Annotated in this window: 24 protein-coding genes and 2 pseudogenes; 12 read left to right on the top strand and 14 right to left on the bottom strand. The window is 74.6% G+C overall.

The window, feature by feature from the left end:
* Positions 1–240 precede the first annotated feature (240 nt).
* Positions 241–1317 (top strand): MBL fold metallo-hydrolase, encoded by a 1077-nt coding sequence (locus tag Athai_RS05950; RefSeq protein WP_203960550.1) that lies wholly within the window; start codon positions 241–243, stop codon positions 1315–1317.
* 86 nt (positions 1318–1403) lie between these two features.
* Positions 1404–2396, top strand: coding sequence for a helix-turn-helix domain-containing protein (locus tag Athai_RS05945; protein WP_203960549.1), 993 nt, complete (start codon positions 1404–1406; stop codon positions 2394–2396).
* Here Athai_RS05945 and Athai_RS05940 read toward each other — a convergent pair.
* A complete protein-coding gene (locus Athai_RS05940; protein ID WP_203960548.1) occupies positions 2349–4724 on the bottom strand; it encodes a protease-associated domain-containing protein in 2376 nt (791 codons plus the stop codon). The two genes, Athai_RS05945 and Athai_RS05940, sit on opposite strands and share 48 nt — an antisense overlap.
* 112 nt (positions 4725–4836) lie before the next feature.
* A complete protein-coding gene (locus Athai_RS05935) occupies positions 4837–5865 on the bottom strand; it encodes a phosphotransferase family protein (protein WP_203960547.1) in 1029 nt (342 codons plus the stop codon).
* A 143-nt stretch (positions 5866–6008) separates the two neighbouring features.
* Between Athai_RS05935 and Athai_RS05930 the strand changes: the two genes are divergently transcribed.
* Both Athai_RS05930 and Athai_RS05925 read left to right on the top strand, forming a co-directional pair.
* Positions 6009–6974 carry a trypsin-like serine peptidase gene (locus Athai_RS05930; protein WP_203960546.1) on the top strand — a complete coding sequence of 322 codons (966 nt, stop codon included), beginning with the start codon at positions 6009–6011 and terminating at the stop codon, positions 6972–6974.
* Positions 6975–7039: 65 nt separating this feature from the next.
* Positions 7040–7327: a hypothetical protein gene (locus tag Athai_RS05925; protein WP_203960545.1), complete on the top strand. Its 288-nt coding sequence runs from the start codon at positions 7040–7042 to the stop codon at positions 7325–7327.
* A gap of 32 nt (positions 7328–7359) precedes the next feature.
* Here Athai_RS05925 and Athai_RS05920 read toward each other — a convergent pair whose 3' ends face one another.
* The 3 genes from Athai_RS05920 to Athai_RS05910 all read right to left on the bottom strand — a co-directional run bounded on the left by Athai_RS05920 (position 7360) and on the right by Athai_RS05910 (position 9638).
* Complete coding sequence (locus Athai_RS05920) at positions 7360–7689, bottom strand: MazG nucleotide pyrophosphohydrolase domain-containing protein (RefSeq protein ID WP_203960544.1); 330 nt, start codon at positions 7687–7689, stop codon at positions 7360–7362.
* Positions 7690–7701: 12 nt separating this feature from the next.
* Entirely contained in the window at positions 7702–8859 is a 1158-nt protein-coding gene (locus Athai_RS05915) for an FAD-dependent monooxygenase (protein WP_203960543.1), read from the bottom strand.
* An 80-nt stretch (positions 8860–8939) separates the two neighbouring features.
* Complete coding sequence (locus Athai_RS05910) at positions 8940–9638, bottom strand: SOS response-associated peptidase (RefSeq protein ID WP_203960542.1); 699 nt, start codon at positions 9636–9638, stop codon at positions 8940–8942.
* A gap of 69 nt (positions 9639–9707) precedes the next feature.
* Between Athai_RS05910 and Athai_RS34720 the strand changes: the two genes are divergently transcribed.
* Positions 9708–9836 carry a hypothetical protein gene (locus tag Athai_RS34720; protein ID WP_275422364.1) on the top strand — a complete coding sequence of 43 codons (129 nt, stop codon included), beginning with the start codon at positions 9708–9710 and terminating at the stop codon, positions 9834–9836.
* A 15-nt stretch (positions 9837–9851) separates the two neighbouring features.
* Here Athai_RS34720 and Athai_RS05905 read toward each other — a convergent pair.
* Positions 9852–10112, bottom strand: a pseudogene (locus Athai_RS05905) (ester cyclase); the annotation flags it as partial.
* Positions 10113–10398: 286 nt separating this feature from the next.
* Here Athai_RS05905 and Athai_RS05900 point away from each other — a divergent pair.
* Positions 10399–11547: a hypothetical protein gene (locus Athai_RS05900; protein WP_203960541.1), complete on the top strand. Its 1149-nt coding sequence runs from the start codon at positions 10399–10401 to the stop codon at positions 11545–11547.
* Here Athai_RS05900 and Athai_RS05895 read toward each other — a convergent pair.
* On the bottom strand, positions 11455–12042 hold the full coding sequence (locus Athai_RS05895; RefSeq protein WP_203960540.1) for a TMEM165/GDT1 family protein: 588 nt from the start codon (positions 12040–12042) through the stop codon (positions 11455–11457). The two genes, Athai_RS05900 and Athai_RS05895, sit on opposite strands and share 93 nt — an antisense overlap.
* 436 nt (positions 12043–12478) lie before the next feature.
* Entirely contained in the window at positions 12479–12823 is a 345-nt protein-coding gene (locus Athai_RS05890) for a cupin domain-containing protein (RefSeq protein WP_203960539.1), read from the bottom strand.
* Between the two features lie 98 nt (positions 12824–12921).
* Here Athai_RS05890 and Athai_RS05885 point away from each other — a divergent pair, with 98 nt between their 5' ends.
* Positions 12922–13341 (top strand): GNAT family N-acetyltransferase, encoded by a 420-nt coding sequence (locus Athai_RS05885; RefSeq protein ID WP_239156747.1) that lies wholly within the window; start codon positions 12922–12924, stop codon positions 13339–13341.
* A 127-nt stretch (positions 13342–13468) separates the two neighbouring features.
* Here Athai_RS05885 and pyrE read toward each other — a convergent pair whose 3' ends face one another.
* The gene (pyrE, locus tag Athai_RS05880) at positions 13469–13996 is read right to left on the bottom strand and encodes an orotate phosphoribosyltransferase (protein ID WP_203960537.1); all 528 of its coding nucleotides are present in this window, start codon (positions 13994–13996) and stop codon (positions 13469–13471) included.
* Positions 13997–14156: 160 nt separating this feature from the next.
* Complete coding sequence (locus Athai_RS05875; RefSeq protein WP_203960536.1) at positions 14157–16178, bottom strand: protein kinase domain-containing protein; 2022 nt, start codon at positions 16176–16178, stop codon at positions 14157–14159.
* Between the two features lie 168 nt (positions 16179–16346).
* Here Athai_RS05875 and Athai_RS05870 point away from each other — a divergent pair, with 168 nt between their 5' ends.
* The gene (locus Athai_RS05870; RefSeq protein ID WP_203960535.1) at positions 16347–17573 is read left to right on the top strand and encodes a GNAT family N-acetyltransferase; all 1227 of its coding nucleotides are present in this window, start codon (positions 16347–16349) and stop codon (positions 17571–17573) included.
* Positions 17574–17631: 58 nt separating this feature from the next.
* Here the strand turns inward: Athai_RS05870 and Athai_RS05865 are convergent, their stop codons facing one another.
* From Athai_RS05865 to Athai_RS05855, 3 genes and pseudogenes are all read right to left on the bottom strand, one after another.
* A complete protein-coding gene (locus Athai_RS05865; protein ID WP_203960534.1) occupies positions 17632–17772 on the bottom strand; it encodes a hypothetical protein in 141 nt (46 codons plus the stop codon).
* A gap of 101 nt (positions 17773–17873) precedes the next feature.
* Positions 17874–18878 (bottom strand): annotated as a pseudogene (locus Athai_RS35215) (MFS transporter); the annotation flags it as partial.
* Between the two features lie 163 nt (positions 18879–19041).
* Positions 19042–19914: a phosphotransferase gene (locus Athai_RS05855; RefSeq protein WP_203960533.1), complete on the bottom strand. Its 873-nt coding sequence runs from the start codon at positions 19912–19914 to the stop codon at positions 19042–19044.
* A 120-nt stretch (positions 19915–20034) separates the two neighbouring features.
* On the opposite strand from Athai_RS05855, the gene Athai_RS34715 reads away from it, so the two are divergent.
* The 3 genes from Athai_RS34715 (at position 20035) to Athai_RS05840 (ending at position 22226) form a co-directional block, all read left to right on the top strand.
* Complete coding sequence (locus tag Athai_RS34715) at positions 20035–20976, top strand: helix-turn-helix domain-containing protein (RefSeq protein WP_203960532.1); 942 nt, start codon at positions 20035–20037, stop codon at positions 20974–20976.
* A complete protein-coding gene (locus Athai_RS34710; protein WP_203960531.1) occupies positions 20973–21566 on the top strand; it encodes a hypothetical protein in 594 nt (197 codons plus the stop codon). The genes Athai_RS34715 and Athai_RS34710 overlap by 4 nt, the downstream gene beginning before the upstream one ends.
* 129 nt (positions 21567–21695) lie before the next feature.
* Positions 21696–22226, top strand: a complete 531-nt coding sequence (locus Athai_RS05840) for an MOSC domain-containing protein (RefSeq protein ID WP_239156745.1) — start codon at positions 21696–21698, stop codon at positions 22224–22226.
* A 57-nt stretch (positions 22227–22283) separates the two neighbouring features.
* Here the strand turns inward: Athai_RS05840 and Athai_RS05835 are convergent, their stop codons facing one another.
* Positions 22284–23114, bottom strand: a complete 831-nt coding sequence (locus Athai_RS05835; RefSeq protein ID WP_203960529.1) for an AraC family transcriptional regulator — start codon at positions 23112–23114, stop codon at positions 22284–22286.
* Between the two features lie 80 nt (positions 23115–23194).
* Between Athai_RS05835 and Athai_RS05830 the strand changes: the two genes are divergently transcribed.
* The gene (locus tag Athai_RS05830) at positions 23195–23605 is read left to right on the top strand and encodes a DUF2000 domain-containing protein (protein ID WP_203960528.1); all 411 of its coding nucleotides are present in this window, start codon (positions 23195–23197) and stop codon (positions 23603–23605) included.
* The last annotated feature ends 76 nt before the right edge of the window (positions 23606–23681 follow it).

Here is a 23681-nt window from a genome sequence, read left to right as displayed (position 1 = left end):
TCCGGGCATCCCCGGCTCCGGCCGGCTCCGGCTCCAGGCGGCTCCGGCTCCAGGCGGCTCCGGCTCCGGCCGGCTCCGGACCGTCCGGCTTCCGGCGGGCCCCGGGTCCGGCGGACCCCGGCTCTGCGGCGCTGACCGGCCGACGCGGGTCGGGGCCGGTCACCGCGGTCGCGGCGACGGTTGTGGATCTCACCGTCGCCGCGACCGGCGCCGCCATTACCGGCGGGTAACGTAGCGGCGGTGAGCACATCGCCGACCCCGTCCGGCACGGTCGCCCCGGCCGTCACCGTCACCGGTACCGCGCAGCACGCGGCGTGGCAGCGCCGCGAGCTGCCGCCGGTCGAGCAGGTGCGGCCCGGGCTGTGGTCGGTGCCGGTCCCGATCCCGCACAACCCGCTGCGGTACACGCTCTGCTACCTGTTCGCCGGCAGCGGTGGGGTGGTGGCCGTCGATCCCGGCTGGGACAGTCCGGAGGGCCGCACCGCGCTCGCCGCGGGCCTGGCCGCGGCGGGAGCCGGCACCGGCGACGTGGCCGGGGTCGTCGTCACGCACACCCATCCCGACCACCACGGGCTGAGCGGCTGGCTGCGGGAAGCGGCCGGCGCCTGGATCGCGATGCATCCCGCGGAGGCGGCGAGCATGCCGTCCCGGCTGTGGCAGGGCCTCACGCTCGACGACGACAGGGCGTTCCTGCGCGCCCACGGCGTACCGGCGGGCGAGGTGGACACCATCGCGGTCGACCCGGAGCAGGTCGCGGCGCTGCTCGCGATGGCCGCACCGGACCGGTACCTCGCCGACGGTGCACTGGTGCCGATCCCGGACCGGCAGGTACGGGCGGTACTGACGCCGGGCCACACGCCGGGTCATTTGTGCCTGCACGACGCCGAGGCCGGGGTGCTGCTCACCGGCGACCACCTGCTGCCCCGGATCAGCCCGACGATCGGGGTGCACACCGACCGGGACGGCGATCCGCTCACCGACTACCTGGCCGCGCTGCACCGGATGGACTCGTACGGCGAGGTCGAGGCGCTGCCGGCGCACGAGTACCGGTTCCGCGGCGTCCCGGCCCGCGCCCGGCAGCTCGCCGCGCACCACGACCACCGCGCGGCGGAGATCCTCGCCGTACTCGACGCCGCGGCGCCACCGACGACCTGGCAGCTCGCGGAGCGGATCACCTGGTCGCGGGGTTGGGACCAGCTGGTCGGGGTGCCGCGCCGGTTGGCGCTCGCCGAGACCGTCGCCCACCTGTACCAGCTGCGCGCCGCCGGCACCGTCACCGGCAGCGGCGACACCCCGATCCGCTGGCGCCGCGCCTGAGCCGGGCCGCCGGGAGCACCCGAACGCCGCCGACCAGGCACGACGGCCGTCTGGTGAGCCACCGGCCGACCGGGCAAGATGGGTGGGTGCTTGAGCCGATCGGGGTCAGCGGCGAGGACGAGGCGGTGTACCGCGGGCTGCTGTCCCGGCCGGACACCTCCCCGCACGACCTCGCCGCGGCGCTGGACCGCGGCGCTGCCGAGGTGCGCCGCTCGCTGGCCCGGCTCGAAGAGCTGGGGCTGGTGCACCAGCTGCCGGGCGAGCCCACCAGGATGCGCGCGGCACGACCGGACGTGGCGATCGACGCGCTGGCCGACCGGCGCCGGGAGGAACTGGCGCGCACCCAGCTCGCCGCGCGCACCCTGCTCGCCGAGATGCCCGCCGACCAGCGGTACCGGCCGGAGGAGATCGTGGAGGTGCTGGTCGGCTGGCCGGAGATCGCATCCCGGTTCGAGCAGTTGCTCGGTGCCACCCGGCAGGAGCTGATGGTGATCGACCGCCCGCCGTACGTCGCCGATCCCGGCCGGTCGGACAGCTCGGTACGGCGGCTGCTGCGGGCGAAGGTGCGGGTGCGCGGCCTCTACGCCCCCGAGGCGCTGGACCTGCCGGGCGCGCTGGCGGAGGTGCAGGACGCGGCCGGCGCGGGCGAGCAGTCCCGGGTGCACGCCGGGCTCCCGATGAAGCTGGCGATCGGCGACCGCCGGCTGGCGATCCTGCCGCTCGGCGGGCAGAGCGCCGATGCGGCGGTGTGCATCCGGCCGTCGGCGCTGCTCGACGCGCTGATCCAGCTGTTCGAACTGCTCTGGGAGCAGGCGACGCCGATCGCCGCGCCGGTACCGGAGGGCACCTCCGGCGACCGCCAGCTCGCCGTGCTGCTCGCCTCGGGGGCGAAGGACGACGCGGTCGCCCGCCGGCTGGGCACCAGTACCCGCACGCTCAGCCGGCGGATCGCCGAGCTGCTGGACCACCTGCACGTCCGTACCCGTTTCCAGGCGGGCGTGCAGGCGGTCCGGCTCGGCTGGCTGCCGCCGTCAGCGCACGACGTCGAAGGCCCGGACGACCGTCTGGTCGACCACTGAGCCACCGGTGTCCTGCGCGTGCAGCCGCAACGAGACCGGCCCGCTACCGGCGGGCAGCTCGACGCGCCACCCAGCGGCATCCCGGGTGACGGTGGCCGGGCGCCAGGTCGTGCCGTCGTCGTACGACGCCTCGACGCTCGGCGCGGCGCTCAGCGTCGGGGACACGCCGTCGGCGCGCCGCAGCGCGAGGCCGACGGCGACCCGGCCGTGGCGTCCGGCCCGGACCCGGTTGTGCAGGTCGACGCCGACGTCGTAGCCCGGCAGCAGCAGCGGCTGGGTCTGCACCGAGTCGCTCGTGCTGGACGGGAAACTCCAGCTGCTGTCGGTGTGCGTGGACAGCTCGTTCCACGACTGCGGGTTGTCCGCGGTGAACGAGATCGAGACGCGGGACCCGCCGGCAGGCAACCGGACGGTACCGGAGGGCAGGTTGTCGGTCTCCCCCACCAGGGTGCCGTCGGCGCTGATCCGGAGGTGGGTGTGCACCCCGCTCGCGTCGCTGTACTCGGTGCCGTGGTTCCCGTCCGCGTCGGTGAACCCGTCCACGGCGACCCGCATCAGGTCACCGGAGCGCTGCACTGGTCGGGCCGGGTTGGGCGCGGCGGTGATCGGAGCGCGGCCGAAGGACAACCGGTCCCGCTGGTGCGCCGCGTACGAGTCGCGTCCGGGCCGGGACAGGGTCATCGCCTGGACCGGCGGCTCGGGGAACATCACGTTGTAGGCCGAGCCGGGCGCGAACACGGCGTAGGCCCATGCGGTGTCGGGATCGGGCACCCGGTACTCGGTGCGGGTCCGCGGGCCGCCCTGGAACGGGAACACCGTGGAGACCACGAACGCGTCGCTCGGCTGCCAGGGGTAGGCAGCCTCGGAGAACGTGGACCGGCGCGTCGGCTGCCCGTGCACGGTGCTGACCTGGGTGGCGAGCTGTCCCGGGATGGCGACGTAGCCGGGGTGGGCCGGGATCCGCTGCTTCTCCCGCAGGTACAGGTCGTACACGTACGGGCTGGCCGGCTGGCCCCCGACGGTCACCCGGGCCCAGCGCGGCAGCCGCGCGAGTGCAAGGCCCTCGGCGCGGTTCAGCCGGATCGTCGGTACCCGCAGCTTGACCCCGGTGCCACCCGGGTCGCTGATGTCGCCCGGGCCGTCGTTGCGGATCACGACCACGCCCGCGCCGTGCGCGGCGGCGTTGTTGGACTGCTCGGCGATCGACATCTTGGCCGAGTGGGTCACCAGCGCCAGCGCGCCGTGCAGCTGGCGGCCGGCGAGGTCGGCCTCGGTGGCGTGGCCGACGTCGACCACCCGCAGCCGGGACCGGCCGTCGACGACCGGGAAGTCCGACGCCCGGTCGGAGAACCAGGTCCGGTCCACGTACTCCGGGTGCAGCCGCGGCGCGGTCGGCGCGGACAGGGTGATGTCCGGCGCCTCCAACCGCACCCGGGTGCGCACCTGGAACGTGCCGACCGACACCTTCGCCGTGGGCTGCAGATAGAAGTGCTGGTCGAGCAGGTACGCCGGGTGCATGTCCAGGCTCAGCGGGGAACCGTCCGCGGCGGTGCGGTCGTAGCCGAGGAGCATCGTGCCCTGCGGCGGCACCTTGGTGTCGCGGCCCGGGGTCCGGATCGCGAGCTGTCGGGCGTCCCGGGCGTCGAACGCGAAGGTGCGCTCGCCGCGCACCGTGGTCTCCGGTTCGCCGACCAGCGAGAGGTTCTGGAACGTACGGCTGGCACCGATGCTCGGCCGCTGCGCGGGCAGCGTGCTGACGAAAGCCATCACCGAGTACCGGCCGGGCGGGACGAGCGCGCAGGTGGTCCGGGCGAAGGTGGCCGCGGAGCACTCGTCGCCCGGGGTGGGGTCGGCGGCCAGTTGCCGGGTCCACGCCGCGCCGTGGTCCAGGTCGAACACCGTGATGTAGGCGTCGGCGACCCGGCCGTCCCGGCCCACCGCGGAGAAGTGCAGCGGTACCGCATCGGTGGCGGCGCCGGCACGCAGCCGCGGGGCGTGGCCGTCGATCGCGGTCGGCGTGCTGAGCGGGTCGGTGGTCTGGACGGTGGTGCCGGTCCTGCTCGTCGCGACGACGAGACCCGGAGTCGCCCCGTCGTCGCCGGGCAGCGCGGCGAGCGAGGTGGCGCCGGTGTCGCCCAGCGGGGTCAGGGCGACCTGGGTTCCGTCGCCCACCGAGACGGTGCGGGCCGCCGGCGGCGGGGCGAGCCCGGCGGCGGAGGTCCGCGGTTCCGCCGCGGCAGGTACGGCGGTGAGCAGGCCGGCCACGACGGCGAGCGAGGTGAGGCCGGCGGCGCCCACCCGCTGTGGGATCGAGAGTGGCATGGTCATGGACTCCCAGTGGTCCGGGGGGTGTGTCCGCCTCTTCATAGCCGAGCCGGGCGGGCCCGGAGCGCTCGACCGGTGGCGATTACCAGCCATGGCTGCCGGCCGCCACCGGTCCTTACCGGGATGATCGGTCGCGGCACCCAGCGCGATCGTTTCGGCCGGTCGGAGCGCCGGGTCGGTGCGGGACCGGCAACCGGACCGGGCCGCGGTCGAGTACCTCGGCGAGCCGGGCGGCGGTCGCGGCCAGGTTCGCCCGGTCACCGGTCCACAGGTGCCAGCCGAGGTGGGTGAAGCCGATGTGCAGCTGGTAGCAGTGGTGTCGCACCGCGGCATCGACCAGCGCTGCGGGGTCGGCCCGCACGCTCGGGTCGGTCAGCAGCCCGGGCAGTGGATCCACCGCGGCGATACCGGGATGGAACGGCGCCCAGAAGGCACACCAGGCGGCGTCGTAGAGGAAGTCGCCGCGGACCGAGCACTTCCAGGACAGCACCGCCGCCACCCGGCTCGCGTCCGGCGCCAGCAACACGTTGCCGTGCAGCAGGTCCCCGTGTACCAGGTCGCGGCGCTCCGGGCAGGCCTCGACCAGCGTCGACACCCGGTCGGCGACCGCGGTCGACAGCGTGGCCAGCTCGGGGTCGCCGGCGAGCGCGGCGCCCCAGCCGTTTACCACGTTCGACGGATCGTCGACGAGGCCGGCGAGCAGATGGTCCCGCCAGCTCGCCGGGGAGGTGCCCGGCTGGTGCCAGCCGACCGGCGCGCCGGGGCTGGCGGGCGCCCGGAACAGCGCCACCAGCAGCCGGGTGAGGGTGGGGCCGAGCGCGCCGGCCAGCTCGACCGGGGTGTCCTCCAGGAACCGGCCGTGCCGGCGCACCGAGACGGCGAAGGCCCGGCCTGCCGGGGTGGTGCCGACCGCCCGGACCTCCGGTACCGGCAGGTCCGGCCCGGCGAACCGGCCCGCCGCGCGATCCGCCTGGTACCAGGAGACCTCGGGGCCGAACCGGACCACCAGCTCCTCGCCACCGGACCGGTACGCCCAGGCCGACGACCAGGCGCCACCGGACAGCGGTTCCAGGGTTTCCGCGGCACCGGGCTGATCGGCGAGGAACGCGACCGCCTCGTCCCGGCTCGCCGTCGACTCGTCCATCGCTCCAGTATCCGGGACGCACGATCGTGGCGGTTCTGCGCCAGTGGGCGGATTGATGTCCTATAGGTGTCGCAACTGTTGTGTTGCGTCCTTCGTTGCTGTTTCGCTCGGCGGGGTACGAATCCTCGACGTGGGAGATGCCGATGAACAGACGGGTACCACGCGCCCTGCTCGCGGTCGCTGCCGCGACCGTGCTGGCCACCGGAACGGCCAGCCGGGCGGCCGCCACCGACACCGCGGCCACCCCGACCCACTCCGGCCACACCTCCGCCACCGCGACCAACCACCGCTACTGGACCGCGCAGCGGATGCGCGCGGCGACGCCGGCGGATCCACCGAGCGCCGGCACGTCCGCGCCCGCGCCCGCACCCAGCACCGGCCCAGCCGCCCGCGTCCGCGGGGCGCGCGGCACGGCGGTGCGCGCCGACTCCGGCCTGTTCTCGATGACCGGCCGCATCTTCTTCACCGAGGACGACGGCACCGATCACAGCTGCACCGGCAGCACGGTCAACAGCGACGGCAAGAACCTGGTGTTCACCGCCGGCCACTGCGTGCACGGCCAGGGCAGCGGCCACGCCTGGTGGACCAACTGGGCGTTCGTACCGGGCTACGACAACGGCAGCGCGCCGCACGGCACCTGGTATTCCAGCTGGCTGTGGAGCATGCAGGGGTGGACCACCGACGGCAACCGCTACTACGACGTCGGGGTGGCGATCATGGACACCGACGCGAACGGGAACCACATCGTCGACGCGCTGGGCGGCCAGGGCATCGAGTGGAACTACGGCTACCAGCGTGACGTCCACGACTTCGGTTACCCGGCCGATCCGCCGTACGACGGCTCCACGATGTACTACTGCACCGGTACGACCTATCCCAGCGCGACCTCGCTGGGCACCTTTCCCGGTCTGGACTGCAACATGAACGGCGGGGCCAGCGGCGGGCCGTGGCTGGACGGGTACTCCGACGGCACCTGGAGCGCCTACCTCTACACGGTCAACAGCTGGATGTACTACCACGGCAGCACCGACGACGACGTGTACCGCTGGGAGGCGCCGTACTTCGGCGACGACGTCAAGAATCTCTACGACGACGTGGCGAACCTCTGAGGCTCCCGCCGCGTCCAACCGGTACGGGTGCCGCACCGTGCGGCCCGGGAAGGGGGGCGATCGACGTGCGCAGCCGCATCGTGATCGCCGCGGCGGCGGTGGCGCTGGTCCTGGCCGGCGCCGCCGCGGTCGCGTACCAGCTCCGCGCCGTCGGCCACCGCCCGGGCTGCCCGGCGACCGCCGCCGACCCCGCGACGGCGGTCGCCACCCGGGCCAGCCCGGACCGCAGCTACTGGACCCGGGACCGGATGCGCGACGCGCGCGGCGCCAACCCGCGGACGACGCCGCGCCGCGGCTGCACCGCACCGGAACCGACCGGCCGTCCGAGCCGGCACACCGGCGCCATCGGCTGACGGCCGCCCGACGCGGCGCCGGCGCTGGTGCTTCAGCGCGTTTCGGTGAGTTGGGTGGTGATGGAGTCGGTGAGTTCCCGCATGGTGCGGGTGAACGCCGCCGGCAGATCCACCTCGTACCGGTGCGCCAGGATCAGCACCGACCACAGGCAGTCGGCGAGTTCGTGCTCCAGCGCGGCCCGACCGCCGGGCATCTCCCGGGCCCCCTCGGCGGCCATCACCAGCTTCGCCAGGTCCCCGACGTCACCGACCATGCCCAGCATGAACTCCTCGCGGGTCCAGAGGCGGCCGCGGCGGGCGTTGAGCTCGTCGTACAGGTCGTGTACCCGGACCGCCATCTCGCGCAGCTGTTCGATGTCCATCGCGCGACGGTATCAATCGTCCACAGTGGACGCCACGGTGCCGGGAAGGGCCGGTGGGATCCAGTCGGTGAACCGCGCGGCCTGCCGGCGCCACAGCGGCGGCGGGATGATCCTGGCCAGCCGGGTCACCGCCCGATGGTGCGTCACGTTCAGCTCGGCCTGCCGCGCCGCCGCCCGCGCGACGAGCTGGGTGCGCGGTCGCCGCTGCCGGTCGTACGAACCGATCGCGGTGGCGAGATCGCCGTGCGCCGCGACCGCGGCCGCCAGCACCACACCGTCCTCGATCGCCTGGCAGGCGCCCTGCCCCAGATCCGGCGTCTGCGCGTGCGCCGCGTCGCCGAGCAGCACCGCCCGGCCGCGGGCGAAGCCCGGCACCGGATCCAGCGCGTACAGGTCGTGGTGCAGCACGCTGCCGGGCGTCGTGGCGGCCAGCAACTCGCCGATCGGGGCGTGCCAGCCGGCGACCCGGTCGGCCACCGCGGCCCGCTCGTCGGCGCAGCGCTGGTCGGGCTCGGCGGCCGGCGCGGTGAGGAACCAGTACGCCGCGTCGCCCGGCAGCGGCAGGACACCGAACTGGCGGTCGGCGCCGAGCGTGATGCTCGCTTCGATGCGCGGCGCTCCCCCGGCGACCACCGCTCGCCAGACCGCGCGACCGTCGAACCGCGGTTCGTGCCCCGGCCACATCGCCTGCCGCACCATCGAATGCAGCCCGTCGGCCCCGACGACCAGGTCGGCGCCGCACTGCCGCGTGTCGCCACCCTGCTGGTAGGTGACCGTGCCGGCGGCCAGGTCGACCGAGGTCACCGTGGCACCCGGCCGCAGCGAGCCGGCCGGCAGCGGGGCCCGCATCGCCGCGTGCAGCTCGGCCCGGTGCACCATCAGCACGTGCACGTCGTCGGCGCGGGCATGCCGCAGCCAGGCACCGGACGGCAGCCGCAGCCCGCCACGGGAGACCGCCGAGACGCCGGCCGCCCGGACCGGCGCTCCGACGCCCAGCTCGTCCAGCGCCCGCAGCGCGTTCGGCCACAGCGACAGGCCGGCACCAACCTCGGCGAACCGGGCCGCCCGCTCCAGCACGGTGACCTGCCAGCCGACCCGCCGCAGCCCGAGCGCCGCGGCCAGCCCGCCGATCCCCCCGCCGACCACCAGTGCCGTTCCCGGTGAACCCATTCGCTCATCATCACCGTGCCGACGCCGAACGGGGACCTGCCCGGCAAACGTGACTCCTGGGTCACACTGTCGCGACAGGGTCAGAACAGCGTCGCCGGGGCCGGCTCGGGGACCGGGTCGAGCAGGTGCGGGCCCTCGTTGCGGACCGAGCCGACCGCACCGCCCACCGGTCGGATCTCCAGCCCGGCGACCAGCTCGTCGGACGGCGGCACGGACAGCAGGTCGGCGGCGTCGGCGCCCGGTGCGAGCCAGCCGGCACGGTCCTCGCCGGCCAGCAGCAGCGGCATCCGCTGGTGCACGGTGCGCAGCTCGCCGACCGCCGCGGTGGTGATGATCGTGCAGCTCAGCAGCCGGCCGTCGGGCCCGTCCCACCAGGAGTAGAGGCCGGCGGCGGTGAGCAGCCCGGCGTCGCGCGGGACCAGGTAGCAGGGCTGCTTGCCGGACTCGCCGACCCGCCACTCGAACCAGCCGTCCATCGGCACCAGGGCCCGCATCGACCGCACCGCCGAGCGGTACGCCGGCTTCTCCGTGACGGTCTCCGCCCGCGCGTTGATCATGCGGGAGCCGATCGACGGGTCCTTCGCCCAGAACGGAACCAGCCCCCACCGCGCGGCCTGGATCGTGCGCCGCTCCCGCTCCGGGTCGTACACCACGATGCGGACCGGCTGGGTGGGCGCCGTGTTGTACCGACCCGGCACGGCACCGCCGGTGTCGTCGTCGGCGTCGAAGTAGGCCGACAGGTCGTCGGTGGAGCGATGCGAGTCGTAGCGGCCACACATGGCGTGCAGGCTAACCGTCGGGTACGACACCGGCCGGCGCCGGTTGCCGCCACCGGCTAGGGTGCCGCCATGGCCATCAGACCGTGGGAAGTGCTCAGCGGGTTCTGTTGTCTCGTCGTCGTCGCCGCGGTCGTGGTGCTGGTCGTGGTGCTGGCGACCCGCAAGAACTCCAACGACAGGCAGGGTCCACCGCGGTAGCCGGCCGGCCGCGCCTCAGCGGCCGAACTGGACGGCCGACCACTGTTCGGCGAGACCGGCGTCGTCCACCCGGAAGATCACGATGCCGTCGCTGCGTACCGGCTCGCCGGGCGGCGGCCGGCCCAGGCCCTCGCCGGTGTGCCGACCGGTGCTGGTCCAGCGCGCCACGACCCGGTCGTCGCCGGCACCGAACACGTCGTGCACCGTGAAGTGCAGGTCGCTGATCGCCCCGCGCAACACCGATGCGCTCTGCTCGAGGTAGTCGGGCCCGGTGTCGTCGCCGCCGGGTCCGCCCCGTGCCCGACGAACGTCGGCGAGACCAGGTCGTCGACGACGGCGAGGTCGCCGCGGTTGAAGACCTCGTCGTACAGGCGCCGTACCGCCGCTCGGGGTCCTGGCCTGCGACTTCTACACCGCCGCGATGCCGAGCTGCACGTCGGCCGCCTCGTGGACGCGTTGCTCGACACCGCCGCCCCTGAACCGCCGGGTCTCCCCCTGTCGGGGGAGGACGTCCACCCTGCCGGGCGAGGAGACCACCACCGTCCGACGCGACGCTGATCGCATGAAAAACCGATTCGACCCGTACTGGGCCGCCACCACCTCCGCCTGGGCGCTCGGGTACGGCGGGCTCCGGGTCTGGTGGGCGCTCGGGCACCGTCCCGCGTTCGCCCCGTTCGGCTGGGACCTGCTGCTGCTCTCGCCCTGGCAGCCGGTACTGCTGTGCGCGCTGGCGCTGCTCGCGGTGCCGGCCATGCTGGCGGCACCGCGACGCTGGGGCGCACCGATCGGCTGCGCGGCCATCGCCGCCGCGATCGTGGTGTCCTGCCCGATGACGCTGCTCGATCTGGTCGCCACCGTGCTGCCCGGGCTCGGACTGCCGTACGACCCGGCGGCGATCCTCAGCCGCGCCGGCTACCTGCTGGGCGCGGCGCTGCTCGCCGTCGCGGCGATCCGCCGGATCCGCCAGCTGCGCGGCGGCTGCCCGCGCTGCGGTCGTACCGACCGGGACGGCATCCCCGGCCGGGTGCCCGCCTGGGCCTGGCTCGGCGGCTACCTGGCCGTCGCCGGCTGCCTGACCCGGCTCGGCGCGCAGCTCGTCGCCGGCTTCGGCGCGGTGCCGCTGCGCTCCGGGCCGGCCGAGATCGGCTTCGAATTCGGCTTCCTGCTCGCCGGCACCGTCCTGCCGCTCGCGACGGTGCACCGCTGGGGCCGGGTGTGGCCGCGCTGGCTGCCCGGGCTGCGCGGTCACCGGGTGCCGCGCTGGCTGGTACTCGGTCCGGCCAGCGTGCTCGCCACCGGGCTGCTCGTCTACTTCGGGATGAGCCTGGCACAGCTGATCGTCGACCCGGCGGGATGGACCGCCGACGGCCGCTTCCCGCTCGCGTTCTACTGGGTCGCGATCCCCGCCTACGTGTCGTGGGGCCTCGGCCTCGCGATCGGCGCCGTCTGGTACCGGCGGCGGACCCGGCCGCGGTGCCGTCGCTGTGGCCGCGGCCCGGCGGCGCGACCGGTGGCTGGGCCGGACAGCCGGGCCACCGGCGCAGGGCCCGCCGCCGGCCCGGGCCGCCGGACCACCGGTTCAGGACCCGCCGGCGGCCCGGACCGCCGGCTTGCGGGCTCAGAGCAGGGCGCGGAGCCCCTCGATCAGCAGCCAGACACCGAAGACCGCGAACAGCACGGCGGCGCCGTACCGGATGAAACGCTCCGGTAGGGCCTTGCCGAGCAGCCGACCGACCGCGATCGCCAGCGCGTCGGCGGCGACCATACCGAGCGTCGACCCGATCCAGGTACCGAGCCAGCCGTGGTTGGTGGCCAGCGTGATCGTCGCGAGCATCGTCTTGTCGCCCAGCTCGGCCAGGAAGAACGCCACCGAGGCGGCGACCACCGCCGAGCGGGTCGACCGCCGCGCCTTCTCTCGTTCCTCGTCGGTGAGCTTGTCGCCGCGCAGCGTCCAGGCACCGAAGGCCAGGAACGCCACCCCGGCGACCAGCGAGATCCAGTCCGTCGGGAGGGCCGCACCCAGCCCGTACCCGATGCCCACCGACACCGCGTGCACCACGGCGGTGGACACCGAGATGCCGACCAGTACCGGCAGCGCCCGGTACCGGGTGGCGAACGTCAACGCCATCAACTGCGACTTGTCGCCCAGCTCGGCGACGAAGATCACCGCGAAGCTGAGCGCCAGCGCGCTCCACACAGCGGTCATGTCATCCTCTCGGTCACACCGGACCGAGGCATGCGAGACCCGACCCGGCACAGCTGCCAGATCGAAGGTCTCGCCCGCCCGACGAATCGGGCCGCGCGGCCGGGCTGCCGGTGCGAGACCGGCGGCCAGTCTGTCGACCGCGACATTGGGGGCTACTCCCCTTCGCGCCGCCCAGCGTAGTGCACCGCGCGGCCGGCCCGGACACCGCGTGGCCGAGGTCACCGGCCGTCCCGGACATCCGGCCGGCGCTGGCCGGCCACCGGGACGAACCGACCCAGCGCACGACCCGGACGGGCCGGGTCGACTTCGGGACTGCCACCAGGACGAGCCAGCGGCGGCCCACGTACCGGGAGGTACCGGACCACGGCCCGCGACACCGGGCGGGTCGGCCCCGGACCGTGGAGCAGTCGCCACGGCTCCGCCCGCGAACCGGGCGCTACGGCAGCCGGACCGCGCGCGGGTGCACCGACAGATCGGCCATCTCGAGTACGACCATGGTCAGGTCCTCGATCGCCCGCGTGGTGTGCTGCTCCCCGGACCGCCAGATCGCGGCCTGCCCCGCCTCGATCGGTCGCCAGGCGCCATCGCCACCGGACACCTCACCGCGCCCGGCGACGACGAGCAGGGCCTGGTCGGGGCCGGCCGGATGTCGTGGAATCTCGGCGCCCGCCTCGACCCGCAGCACACCCAGGTGGGCGGCCGCACCGCCGACCACGCCGGCGCCGGTGCAGCCCGGCGCGATCTGCCGGGCCACCTCGGCGGCACAGTCGATCATCTCCATGACAGGCACTCTAGGCAGGCGGCGCACACCGGCCGCGCGGCCGAATCGGGATGCGGGCGGCCAGGGCCGGCCGGCATGATGCGCGGCGGGAGGTGGCCGTGGCAGCGAACGATCCGGAACTGGCGGTGCGCGGTGCGGTGAGCGACGCGGAGCTGCGAACACTGTTCTCGGCGGCCTGGGGCGACGACAGCGGCACCTGCTGGGCACCCATCCTCGCCCGCAGCCTCAGCTGGGTCACCGCCCGGCGCGGCGAGACGCTGGTCGGGTTCGTCAACGTGGCCACCGACGGCGGCCGGCACGCGTTCCTGCTGGACACCACCGTGCACCCGGACGAGCAGCACCGCGGCCTCGGCACCCGGCTGGTACGGGCAGCGGCCGACCAGGCGCGCACGGGCGGCGCGGAGTGGCTGCACGTCGACTACGAACCGCACCTGACCGGCTTCTACGCGGGCTGCGGCTTCCGCCCGACCACCGCCGGACTGCTCCGCGTCGCCCCATCCCCCGGTTCGGCCCGCTGACCGCCCCGGGACGGCACCGCACCGGACCCGCAGCGCACCGGACGGCACCGTACCTGACCCCGCACCGCACCTCGACCCCTGCCGGCGGCACCGGGACCCGACCGCGTACCGGGCCGCACCGGCCGGGTCAGGACGCGGCGGCGACCAGCTGCGACATGGTGAACACCGGGCGCAGGTCGAGCCCGGCGGCGGCCAGATTGCCGGCACCGCCGGCCTCCCGGTCGATCACGCAGACGACGGTGTCCACCTCGGCGCCGAGGGCCCGGAGTTCCGCGGTGGAGGCGAGGATCTGACCGCCGGACGTCACCACGTCCTCGATCACCACCAGGCGCCGGCCCGCCACCTCGCCGCCCTCGGCGAGCCGGGCGGTCCCGTACGGCTTGGCCTTCTTGCGGACGAACAGTGCCGGCAGCCCGCTCACCTGGCTCGCCGCGACCGCCACCGGCACGCCGCCGAGTTCCAGTCCGGCCAGGGCGTCCGCGCCGGCCGGCAGCAGCGCCGCCACCTCGGCGCCGATCTCCGCGAGCAGCACCGGATCGGACTCGAACAGGTACTTGTCGAAGTACTCGTCACTGGTCGCGCCGGAGCGCAGCAGGAACGTGCCGGTCAGGTGCGCGGTGCGGTACACCCGCGCGGCGAGTTCGCTGTTCGTCACGGCTGGAGGATACGACGTGCGGCGCGACGACGACGCCGTCGTGCCCGCCCAGCCGCCGAGCAGCCGGCCATCGGGCAGCCCGCCGTCGGGCCACCGGACTTCGAGCAGCCCGACGGCCAGCGGCCCGCCGTCGAGCGGGCGGCCAGCGGGCGGCCGAGGATCACAGCTGGCCGGCGACCCAGTGGTACGCCTGGCTGACCCAGTCGACCCGGGCGGCGAAGCCGCAGCCGGCCGCGACCAGGTAGGCGGCGACCGCCAGGTGCGACAGCCGGGCGCTGGCCCGGGACCGGTGCATCATGCCCTCGATCACCAGCCGACCGATCAGCCGGCACAGCGCGAACAGGCCGACCGCGATCACCAGGACCAGTACGAACATCATGAAGTTGTTGGCCAGCTTGGCATCCCGGTTGGCGATCGCATACACGCCCCAGCACACGAACGCGAACAACGCGCCGGTGATCGACAGCCCGATGCCGCGGCGCAGCGTGTGCAGCCGCGCGCCGGGCAGCGGTCGAAGCCGGTCGTGTTCCGGCTCGGCCGGCGGTTGCTCCGGCTCCTCCCCGTACGGCCGGTGGGCCGGCTGCGGCACCGACGCGACGCCGCGCCGCTGCTGCTCCGGATGCGCCGGCTGGCCCCCGCCCTGGTACGGCGGCGCCGGCTCGTTCCCGCCCTGGTACGGCGGCGCTCCGCCCGGGTAGGCCCGGGTCGCGGCACCCTGCTGGTACCGGCCGGTCTGGCCCGGCCCGGCCATCACCCGGGTGCCGTTCGCCCCGCCGGCCGCAACCGGCGCGCTGCGTACCGTCGGATCGGCGCCGGTGGGCGCGGTCCCGCGTTGCTGGCGGACCGTGGCACGGGCCGGCCACATCGGCCCGGCATCCGGCGACCCGGCCGACGCACCGGCATCGCCACCCACGGTGGTCCGGTCGGCACCGGCCCGGCCCGGCACCGCGGCGCCGCCGGCGCCCGCCGCGCCGTGGCCGGCAGAACCGAGTGCGGCACCCGCGGCCAGGCCGGCCGCCGCGCCGCCGAGGGCCGCGCCACCCCGGCCGTCGCGGGAGTCGGACAGCGCCGCACGCAGCTCGACGACCTCCTGTTCGAGCCGCTCCACCCGGGACCAGTCGTCGGTCGCGGCGACCGGTCCGGGCTTCACGCCGGCCCGGCCGACCACTCGGGCCGAGCGCGACACGCCCCAGTACAACCCGACGTCCGGGGTACCGGCGCGATCGACCAGGTCGGCCAGCCGCGCCGTCCAGGCGGTCAGCTCCTCGGTACCGGGCCGGTCGGCGGGGTTGTCGGCGAGCGGCGCGAGCAGGTGGTCCCGCAGCGTCGGATGCGCCTCCAACAGCGGATGCCGGCGCAGCACCGCCCACGGCGGCAGCGGTTCGGCGCCCGCCAGCGCCTGCTGCGGCGACTCGGTCCGCGGGAAGGTACCGGTGATCATGTAGTAGGCGACGGCGCCGAAGCCGTGCACGTCGTACGCCGGGCCGACGGTGCCGCTGAACGCCTCCGGCCCGCCCGCCTCGCGGGTGTAGGCGATCGTGGTGATGTGCCCGCTGCGGTGGTAGCGGGCACCGGTGAAGTCGATCAGCCGCGCCTCACCGGACGGCAGCACGATCACGTTCGACGGCTTGATGTCCATGTGCACCACCGGCGAGGCACCCGGCTCGCTCGGATGGTGCAGTGCGAGCAGCACCCGCACCAGCGTGTCCAGCGTGCCGACCGCGTCGAGCCGGCCGCCCCCGACCGCGCCGGGCCCGGCGGCACCGGCGCCGGCCGGGTCGCTGCGCTGCCGCACGTACTCCCGCAGGTTGACGCCCGGCAGGTAGTCGAGCACCTGGTACGGCTCGGGCTCGCCGCGCGGTGAGCTGCCCGGCGGGTGCGGCGGCGGCCCGTAGAAGCCGTCCGCCCGCCGGCAGATGCCGGGCACGCCGCGGCTGTTCAGGTCCATCAGGACCGCGTCGCCCTTGTCCCAGGACATCAACTGCTCGGCGCGCGGCCGGGAGTCGTCCAGCCGGAACACCTTGACGGTCAGCGGCGCCGAGCTGACCCCGTTGGACAGCCGGACCGCGCGGTACACCTCCGCCTGGCCGCCGGAGGCGATGTGCGCGACCAACCGGTAGCGCTGGTGGGTCTCGGGGAGCGGGCTCGCCGGGCCGCAGACCAGATCGAGCAACTCGGCCACCCGCACAACCCCCTCGACTGCCTGCTTCTCGACCGACCCCGGCTCGCCCGCGCGCGAACCCGCACGGCGATGCCGGTCTATCGAGGGTAGCGAGGGCCGGCCACGCGGCACCCTCCCCATGCGGGAAATGGGGGCCGACCCGGGTCCGGCTGGGATAGACAGGGCGCCATGGACAACTACGAACTGCGACCGATCACCGAGGACGAGGTGTTCTCGTTCCAGCGCTGCTTCGGGAAGGCGTTCGGCCACGACCATCACGACGACGAGGCGAAACTCCTCCGCGACCAGTACGAACTGGGACGCACCCTAGCCGCGGTGCACGAACGCGACGGCGTGGTCGGTACCGGGGTGTCGATGCGGCGCGAGCTGGGCATTCCCGGCGGAACGGTACCGGCGGCGCACGTCACCCTGGTCTCGGTGGCCGGGACGCACCGGCGGCGCGGGCTGCTGCGCCGGCTGATGACCCGGCAACTGACCGACCTGGCGGGCACCGACGAGCCGGTCGCGGTGCTGTGGCCGAGCGAGCCCGCCATCTACGGAAGGTACGGGTACGGTCCCGCGACGTACACGTTGGAGTTCGACGCGGACAACCGGGAGCTGGCACTGCCGGCCGCCGCGGAGCCGTACGGCTTCCTGCGCGAGGTGGAGCTGGCGGACTCGCTGAAGGTGATCGAGGAGGTGTTCGACGCGGCACGAGCGGACCGGCCCGGCATGTCCGGCCGTACCCCGGCGGGCTGGCGCGCGGTCGTCGCCGACCCGGAGCACCAGCGGCACGGACGCTCCGCGCTGCGCACGATCGTGCACGAGGGCCCGGACGGCCCGGACGGGTACGCGATGTTCCGGATGGAACGGTCCAGCGACGCCACCGGGCCGCAGGCCGTCGTGCACGTCGAGGAGGCGGTCGCCACCGGGCTGGACGCGTACCGGGAGCTGTGGCGGTTCCTGTTCGACGTGGATCTGACCCGACGGGTGCGGTACGACTACGGCACCCTGGACGAGCCGCTGCGCTTCCTGGTCACCGACCCGCGCCGGCTCGGCGCCCGGCTCACCGACGGGGTCTGGCTGCGCATCCTGGACCTGCCGGTGGCGCTCGCCGCCCGCGCCTACCCGGTCGACGTCGACGCGGTGCTGGACATCACCGACGACCTGCTGCCGGGCAACGCCGGGCGCTGGCACCTGCGCGTCGCCGGCGACGAGCTGACCTGCGAACGTACCGACCGGCCGGCCGACGTCGCGCTGTCGATCGCCGAACTGGGCGCCGCCTACCTCGGCGGCACCTCGCTCGCCGCGCTGGCGGTCGCCGGGCGGGTCACCGAACTGCGCGAGGGTGCGCTGGCGCCGCTGTCGGCCGCGTTCGGCTGGCACCGTGAACCGGCCGCGATCGAGGTTTTCTGACCGACGGCCCCCAGCACCCGGCGGGGCCGCGGGAGTCCGCGGCCCCGCCGGGTACCGGTCAGTTGCGCAGCGCCCGACCGGGCAGGACGCGTTCCAGCCGGGCGAACACGACCGCCGCCCCGACGTCCAGTACCGCGAGGGCCAGCCAGGGCAGCGCGCGGTGCAGCCCGAACAGGGTCGCGAAGAAGGTCGGCGCCACGATCCCGGCCAGCGTGAACGAGTACTGGAAGGTGGCGAGGTAGCGGCCCGGGAGTGCGCCGGCGACACCGCCGAGGCGAGCGCCATCGAGGTCGGCGCGTGCAGCGACTCGGCCACCGTGAACAGCAGGGTGCCGACCGCGAGCAGCGGCACCAGCAGCCACCGGCTGCCCGGGCGCAGCGCGGCGAGCAGCAGCGCCCACGCCGCCCAGATCAGCAGCGCGCCGGCCAGCACCCGGGTGCGCCGCGCCCCGGCGGCCCGCCGTATGAGCGGGGCGGTCGCGAGGGACACCAGCACCGTGTTGCCGGACAGCAGCGCCGCGGTCAGCCAGCCGGGCCCGTGCAGCCCGCTGGCCACGAACGTCGGCAGCGCCAGCCCGAGCATCATCGAGGTCATCGCACAGATGGTGTTGAGGCCGGTCAGCCCGAGGAACGGGCGATCCCGCAGCAACGCACGGTAACCGCCGGTCGCCTCGGTGTGTCCCCGCAGCCGCGGCGCCCGGACGGCGATCCCGATCGCCACCGCGGCGACCAGGAAGCAACCCGCCGTCGCGTACGCCACCAGGTGGTACGCGCCGGTCCGGTCGGCGCCGACCACCAGCCCGGTGACCAGGCCGCCGACGCCGAGCCCGGCGGTACGGGTCATGTTGGCCCAGGCGAACCAGTCGTCCTTGGTCAGCCGGCCGCCGGGCCGGCCGTCGGTGTAGTCGGCGATCGCGGTGAAGATCGCCGACCAGAAGAACCGCACCCCGACCCCGGTCGCCGTCATCGCGAGGAACACCGGTACCGGCGTCCGCACGTAGGCGTAGCCGAGGAACCCGCCGGCCTGCAGCAGCTGCGCGCCGACCACCAGCGGTACCGCGCCGAACCGGTCCACCAGCGCGCCGGCGAACACCGGGATCGGCAGCGTCAGCACGTTGCCGACGCTGATCAGCACGCCCAGCAGCGCCAGCGGAATGTCGGTCAGCCGGGTGAAGTAGACCAGCGACAGCGGCAGGAACAGCCCGTTGCCCAGCGAGTCGACGACCAGCCCGGCGATCAGCACCGGACCGCCCCGGCCGGTACGGGCCCGGTCGACGACGCCGGTGACGGCGCTGCGCTCGCTCATCCTCGTCCCGTCGTCGTGGTCGGCGTCGGCGTCGGCGTCGGCGTCGGCGTCGGCGTCGGCGTCGGCGTCGGCGTCGGCGTCGGCGTCGGCGTCGGCGTCGGCGTCGGCGTCGGACACGCTAACGGCCGCGCCGCCGGCTGGCGAACGCTTTCCGCCGGCCGGCTCAGTCCACCCGGGTCTCGGCGAGGGTCAGCCAACGCTGCACGGTCCGCGCGTCGTGGTGCCGGATCGCCCAGTCGACCTGCCGCAGCGCCATCGACGCCCAGTACGGCCGGAGTTCGTCGGCGGTCAGCCGGGCGGCGAGCTCGGCGTCCAGCCGGGCGGCGAGCGCCGGCCGGTCCGGCGGTACCGCGAAGCGCAGCGTCACCAGGTCGAACCGGTGGTCGCCGCGGGCCGCGCCGTCCCAGTCGACGATCCCGGTCAGCGCGCCGGAGCCGTCGACCAGCACGTTGCCGGGATGGAAGTCCAGGTGCACCAGGTCGTCACCGGCCATCGTCGGCGTGCTCACCGCACCGACCGCCTCGATCCAGGACAGCAGCCGGGCGCTGCGCCGGTCGTGGCCGGCGAGCGGGCCGTGCAGGCAGAACCCCGGCCCGTCGCCGGTCAGGTACAGCGCGGCGGGCGGCACGTCGGACCGGTCGGCGAGCAGCCCGGCGAACCGCTCGTGCGCGGCGAGCATCGCGCCGATCAGCGCCTCGTCGAACCGATCCGGGGGCGCGCCGGGCAACCGCTCCTGCACCACGGCCACCGCCGGCTCGCCGCCCACCGTCAGCGGCACCACCAGCCGGTACGCCGGGGCCGGCACACCCCGCGAGCGGGCCAGCGCGAGCAGCTCGGCGATCGCGCGCTGCCGCCCGAGCAGCGAACCCGGCTGCCAGGTCAGCACGCCGGGGCGCCCGTCCGGCCAGCACACGTACGCGGCACCGACCTCGCCGCCGGGACACCGCCCGCGGTAGCTCAGCGGTACCCCGGTGGCGGCCGAGACGCGGGCGACGAGGTCCGGCCCGTCGAGTCGTCGAGCCCGCTGCCAACTCACGGTAAGGCTCCGGTAAACGTCATGGCACGGATCGTATCTGCCGATTTGACCGGCATCACCGCGATATTTCTCGGCGATCCGCCGCGCGACGTACCTCAGTCATGAGATATGGTCCCGGACATGCCCGACGACCAGTACCTGCAGCGCATCGGCCGGCTCATCCGCGACTCGCGCAAGCACCGCGGCTGGACCCAGACCCAGCTTGCCACCGCGCTCGGCACCAGCCAGAGTGCCGTGCATCGCATCGAGCAGGGCGGCCAGAACCTGAGCCTGGAGATGCTGACCCGCATCTCCGACGCGCTGGACTCGGAGATCGTGTCGCTCGGCCACTCCGGCCCGATGCACCTGCGAGTCCGCGGCGGCGCCAAGCTGTCCGGCAGCATCGACGTCAAGACCAGCAAGAACGCCGGTGTCGGGCTGCTGTGCGCGGCGCTGTTGAACAAGGGCCGCACCACCCTGCGCCGGGTCGCCCGGATCGAGGAGGTCAACCGCATCCTGGAGGTGCTGAACTCGATCGGGGTGCGAACCCGCTGGCTCAACGAGGCCAACGATCTGGAGATCATCCGGCCGGCGCAGCTCGACCTGGCCGCGATGGACGCCGAGGCCGCGCGCCGCACCCGCAGCATCATCATGTTCCTGGCGCCGCTGATGCACGACCACGAGCGGTTCGAGCTGCCCTACGCGGGCGGCTGCGACCTGGGCACCCGCACCGTCGAACCGCACATGACCGCGCTGCGGCCGTTCGGCCTGGAGGTCAAGGCGACGGGCGGCTCCTACCACGCCGAGGTGGACGGCGACGCCGTACCGGACCGGCCGGTGGTGCTGACCGAACGCGGCGACACCGTCACCGAGAACGCGCTGATGGCCGCCGCCCGCCGGGACGGCGTGACGATCATCCGCAACGCCAGCCCGAACTACATGGTGCAGGACGTCTGCTTCTACCTCACCGAACTCGGCGTGCGCATCGACGGCATCGGTACCACCACGCTGACCGTGCACGGCGTGCCGAACATCGAGCGGGACATCGACTACGCCCCAGCGAGGACCCGATCGAGGCGATGAGCCTGATCGCCGCCGCGCTGGTCACCGAATCGGAGGTGACCGTCCAGCGGGTGCCGGTGGAGTTCCTGGAGATCGAGCTGGCGCTGCTGGAGGAGATGGGGCTGGACTACGACCGGTCCGCCGAGTACCACGCCGCGAACGGGCACACCCGGCTGGTCGACCTGACGATCCGCCCGTCGTCGCTGCACGCGCCGCTGGACAAGATCCACCCGATGCCGTTCCCCGGCCTCAACATCGACAACCTGCCGTTCTTCGCGCTGATCGCGGCCACCGCGCAGGGCCAGACCCTGATCCACGACTGGGTGTACGAGAACCGCGCCGTCTACCTCACCGAGCTGACCAAACTCGGCGCCCGGGTCACCCTGCTCGACCCGCACCGGGTGTACGTGGAGGGCCCGACCCGGTGGTCCGGCACCGAGGTGATCTGCCCGCCGGCACTGCGCCCCGCGGTCGTGGTGCTGATCGCGATGCTCGCGGCGAAGGGCACCTCGGTGCTGCGCAACGTGTACGTGATCAACCGCGGGTACGAGCAGCTCGCGGACCGGCTCAACCTGCTCGGCGCCGAGATCGAAACCTTCCGCGACCTGTAGGCGTGCCCTCCCGGCCGGCCACCCGGCGCGCCCGGCAACCCCCGCGGACCGACGCCGCGGGGCCGGCCTGCCCGGCCCCGGGCACCCCCCACCCGAACGACAGCTGGAGCAGCGCGGATGAATGGCATCGTGACAGCGGTCAGCAGCGACCCGGAACACGCGTTCAGCAAACCGAACCGGGACCGGATCACGCTGCTGGCCGGCATCGGGGTGGACGGTGACGCCCATGCCGGCGCGCGGGTCCAGCACCGCTCGCGGGTCGCGCGCGACCCCAGCCAGCCGAACCTGCGCCAGGTCCACCTCATCGGCGAGGAACTGTTCGCCGAACTCGACGCCGCCGGGTTCGCGGTGGCGCCGGGCGAGCTGGGCGAGAACGTCACCACCCGCGGGGTGGACCTGCTCGGCCTACCGGTCGGCGCCGTGCTGCGGCTCGGCCCGGCGGCCGTGCTGGAGGTGACCGGGCTGCGCAACCCGTGCCGGCAGATCGACGACTTCCAGCCCGGGCTGCTCAAGCAGGTGGTGGACCGGGACGCGGCGGGCGACGTGGTGCGCCGGGCCGGGGTGATGAGCATCGTCCGGGTCGGCGGCCCGGTGCGTCCCGGCGACCCGGTCACCGTCGAGCTGCCCGCCGGCCCGCACCGGCCGCTGGAGCGGGTCTGACCGCGCGGCGCCCCGGCCCCGGCGCCGCGGTGCGCAGGGCGGCGCCGGGGCTCCGGCTCAGCCGGTCGAGCCGGCGAAGACGGCCGGGGTGACGGCGTAGCAGCGGCGAAACCAGCGGGTCAGGTGCGCCTGGTCGGCGAACCCGGCGGTACCGGCCGCCACCGCCACCGGGGTGCCCGCGGCGAGCAGCCGCCGCGCGTACCGCAGCCGCAGCTGCCGCTGGTAGTCGCTGGGCGACAGGCCGAAGGCGGCACGGAACGCCCGGTACACGGCGAACCGGCTGGCGCCCGCCGCCGCGGCCAGCTCGGCGGTGTCCAGCCCGGTCAGGTACGTGTCGTCCAGGTACCGGCGGGCCGCCACGGCGACCGACCGGTCCGCGGGCGCCGCCGGGTCCGGACGGCCGGTCGCGCCGCGCGCCACCACCAGCCGTACCGCGGTGTCGACCAGTTCGGCGCGCCGCAGCGGTGTCGCGGTGGGCAGCCCGTCGTCGGGGAGCAGCGCCTGGTGCGCGCGGCGCAGCGCGGCCCCCAGTACCGGGTCGTCGAGGACCGGGTCGACGAACAGCGGCGAGCCAACCGGGCGGCCGGCGAGGTCGGCGAGCGCGCCGCCGATCAGGTCCGGCCCCAGGTGCACCATCCGGTAGGTGAACCCGAGCGTGTCGGCGGCGCGGCCGTCGTGCGGATCCTCCGGGTTGAACGCCATCACCATCCCGGCGGCGCTCACCCGCGACGCACCGCGGCAGGCGAACGCCTGCGCACCCGACTCGGTCACCCCGAACGAGTACGCGTCGTGGCTGTGCCGGTGGTACACGTGCCGTTCGAAATGCGCGTGCATCGCCTCGATGCGCCCGGTGTCGGACCGCCAGTACCGGGACCAGTCCTGCGTCACGTCGCCATCCTGCCTCGCGGCACGGCGCCGGCGCACCAGCGTTCAAGACCGAGCGCCGCGGTCCGCGCGATGCTGCCGGCATGCGTTTCTCCACCAAGATCGGCCTCGTGGTCCGCGACGACCTGGCCGCCTGGAAGCGACTCAACGTCACCGCGTTCCTGTCCGGTGGCATCGCCGGCGCGATCGGCGAGACCGTCGGCCTGCCCTACCGGGACGGCTCGGGAGTCGACTACCTGCCGATGCTCCGCCAGCCGGTACTGGTGTTCACCGCCGACGCCGGCGCCCTGAACCGGGCGCACGGCCGGGCCCTCGGCCGCGGGCTGCGGGTCGGCGTCTACACCGAGGAGCTGTTCGGCACCGACAACGACGCCGACAACCGGGCCGCCGTCGCCGCGGTACCCACCGAGAAGCTCGCGCTGGTCGGCATCGCCGTGTACGGGCCACGGGCCGACGTCGACAAGGCCCTCAAGGGCCTCACCCTGCACCCCTGACATCCCGACCGGTGCCGTCGGGGTTGACGGATCGGCGGGCAGGTGCGCGATGCAGCTACCCGGCGGGCGGCACGGG

Origin of the sequence: Actinocatenispora thailandica (assembly GCF_016865425.1) — a bacterium.
Taxonomy (GTDB): Bacteria; Actinomycetota; Actinomycetes; order Mycobacteriales; family Micromonosporaceae; genus Actinocatenispora; species Actinocatenispora thailandica.
This window is presented reverse-complemented; position numbering and strand designations above follow the sequence as displayed.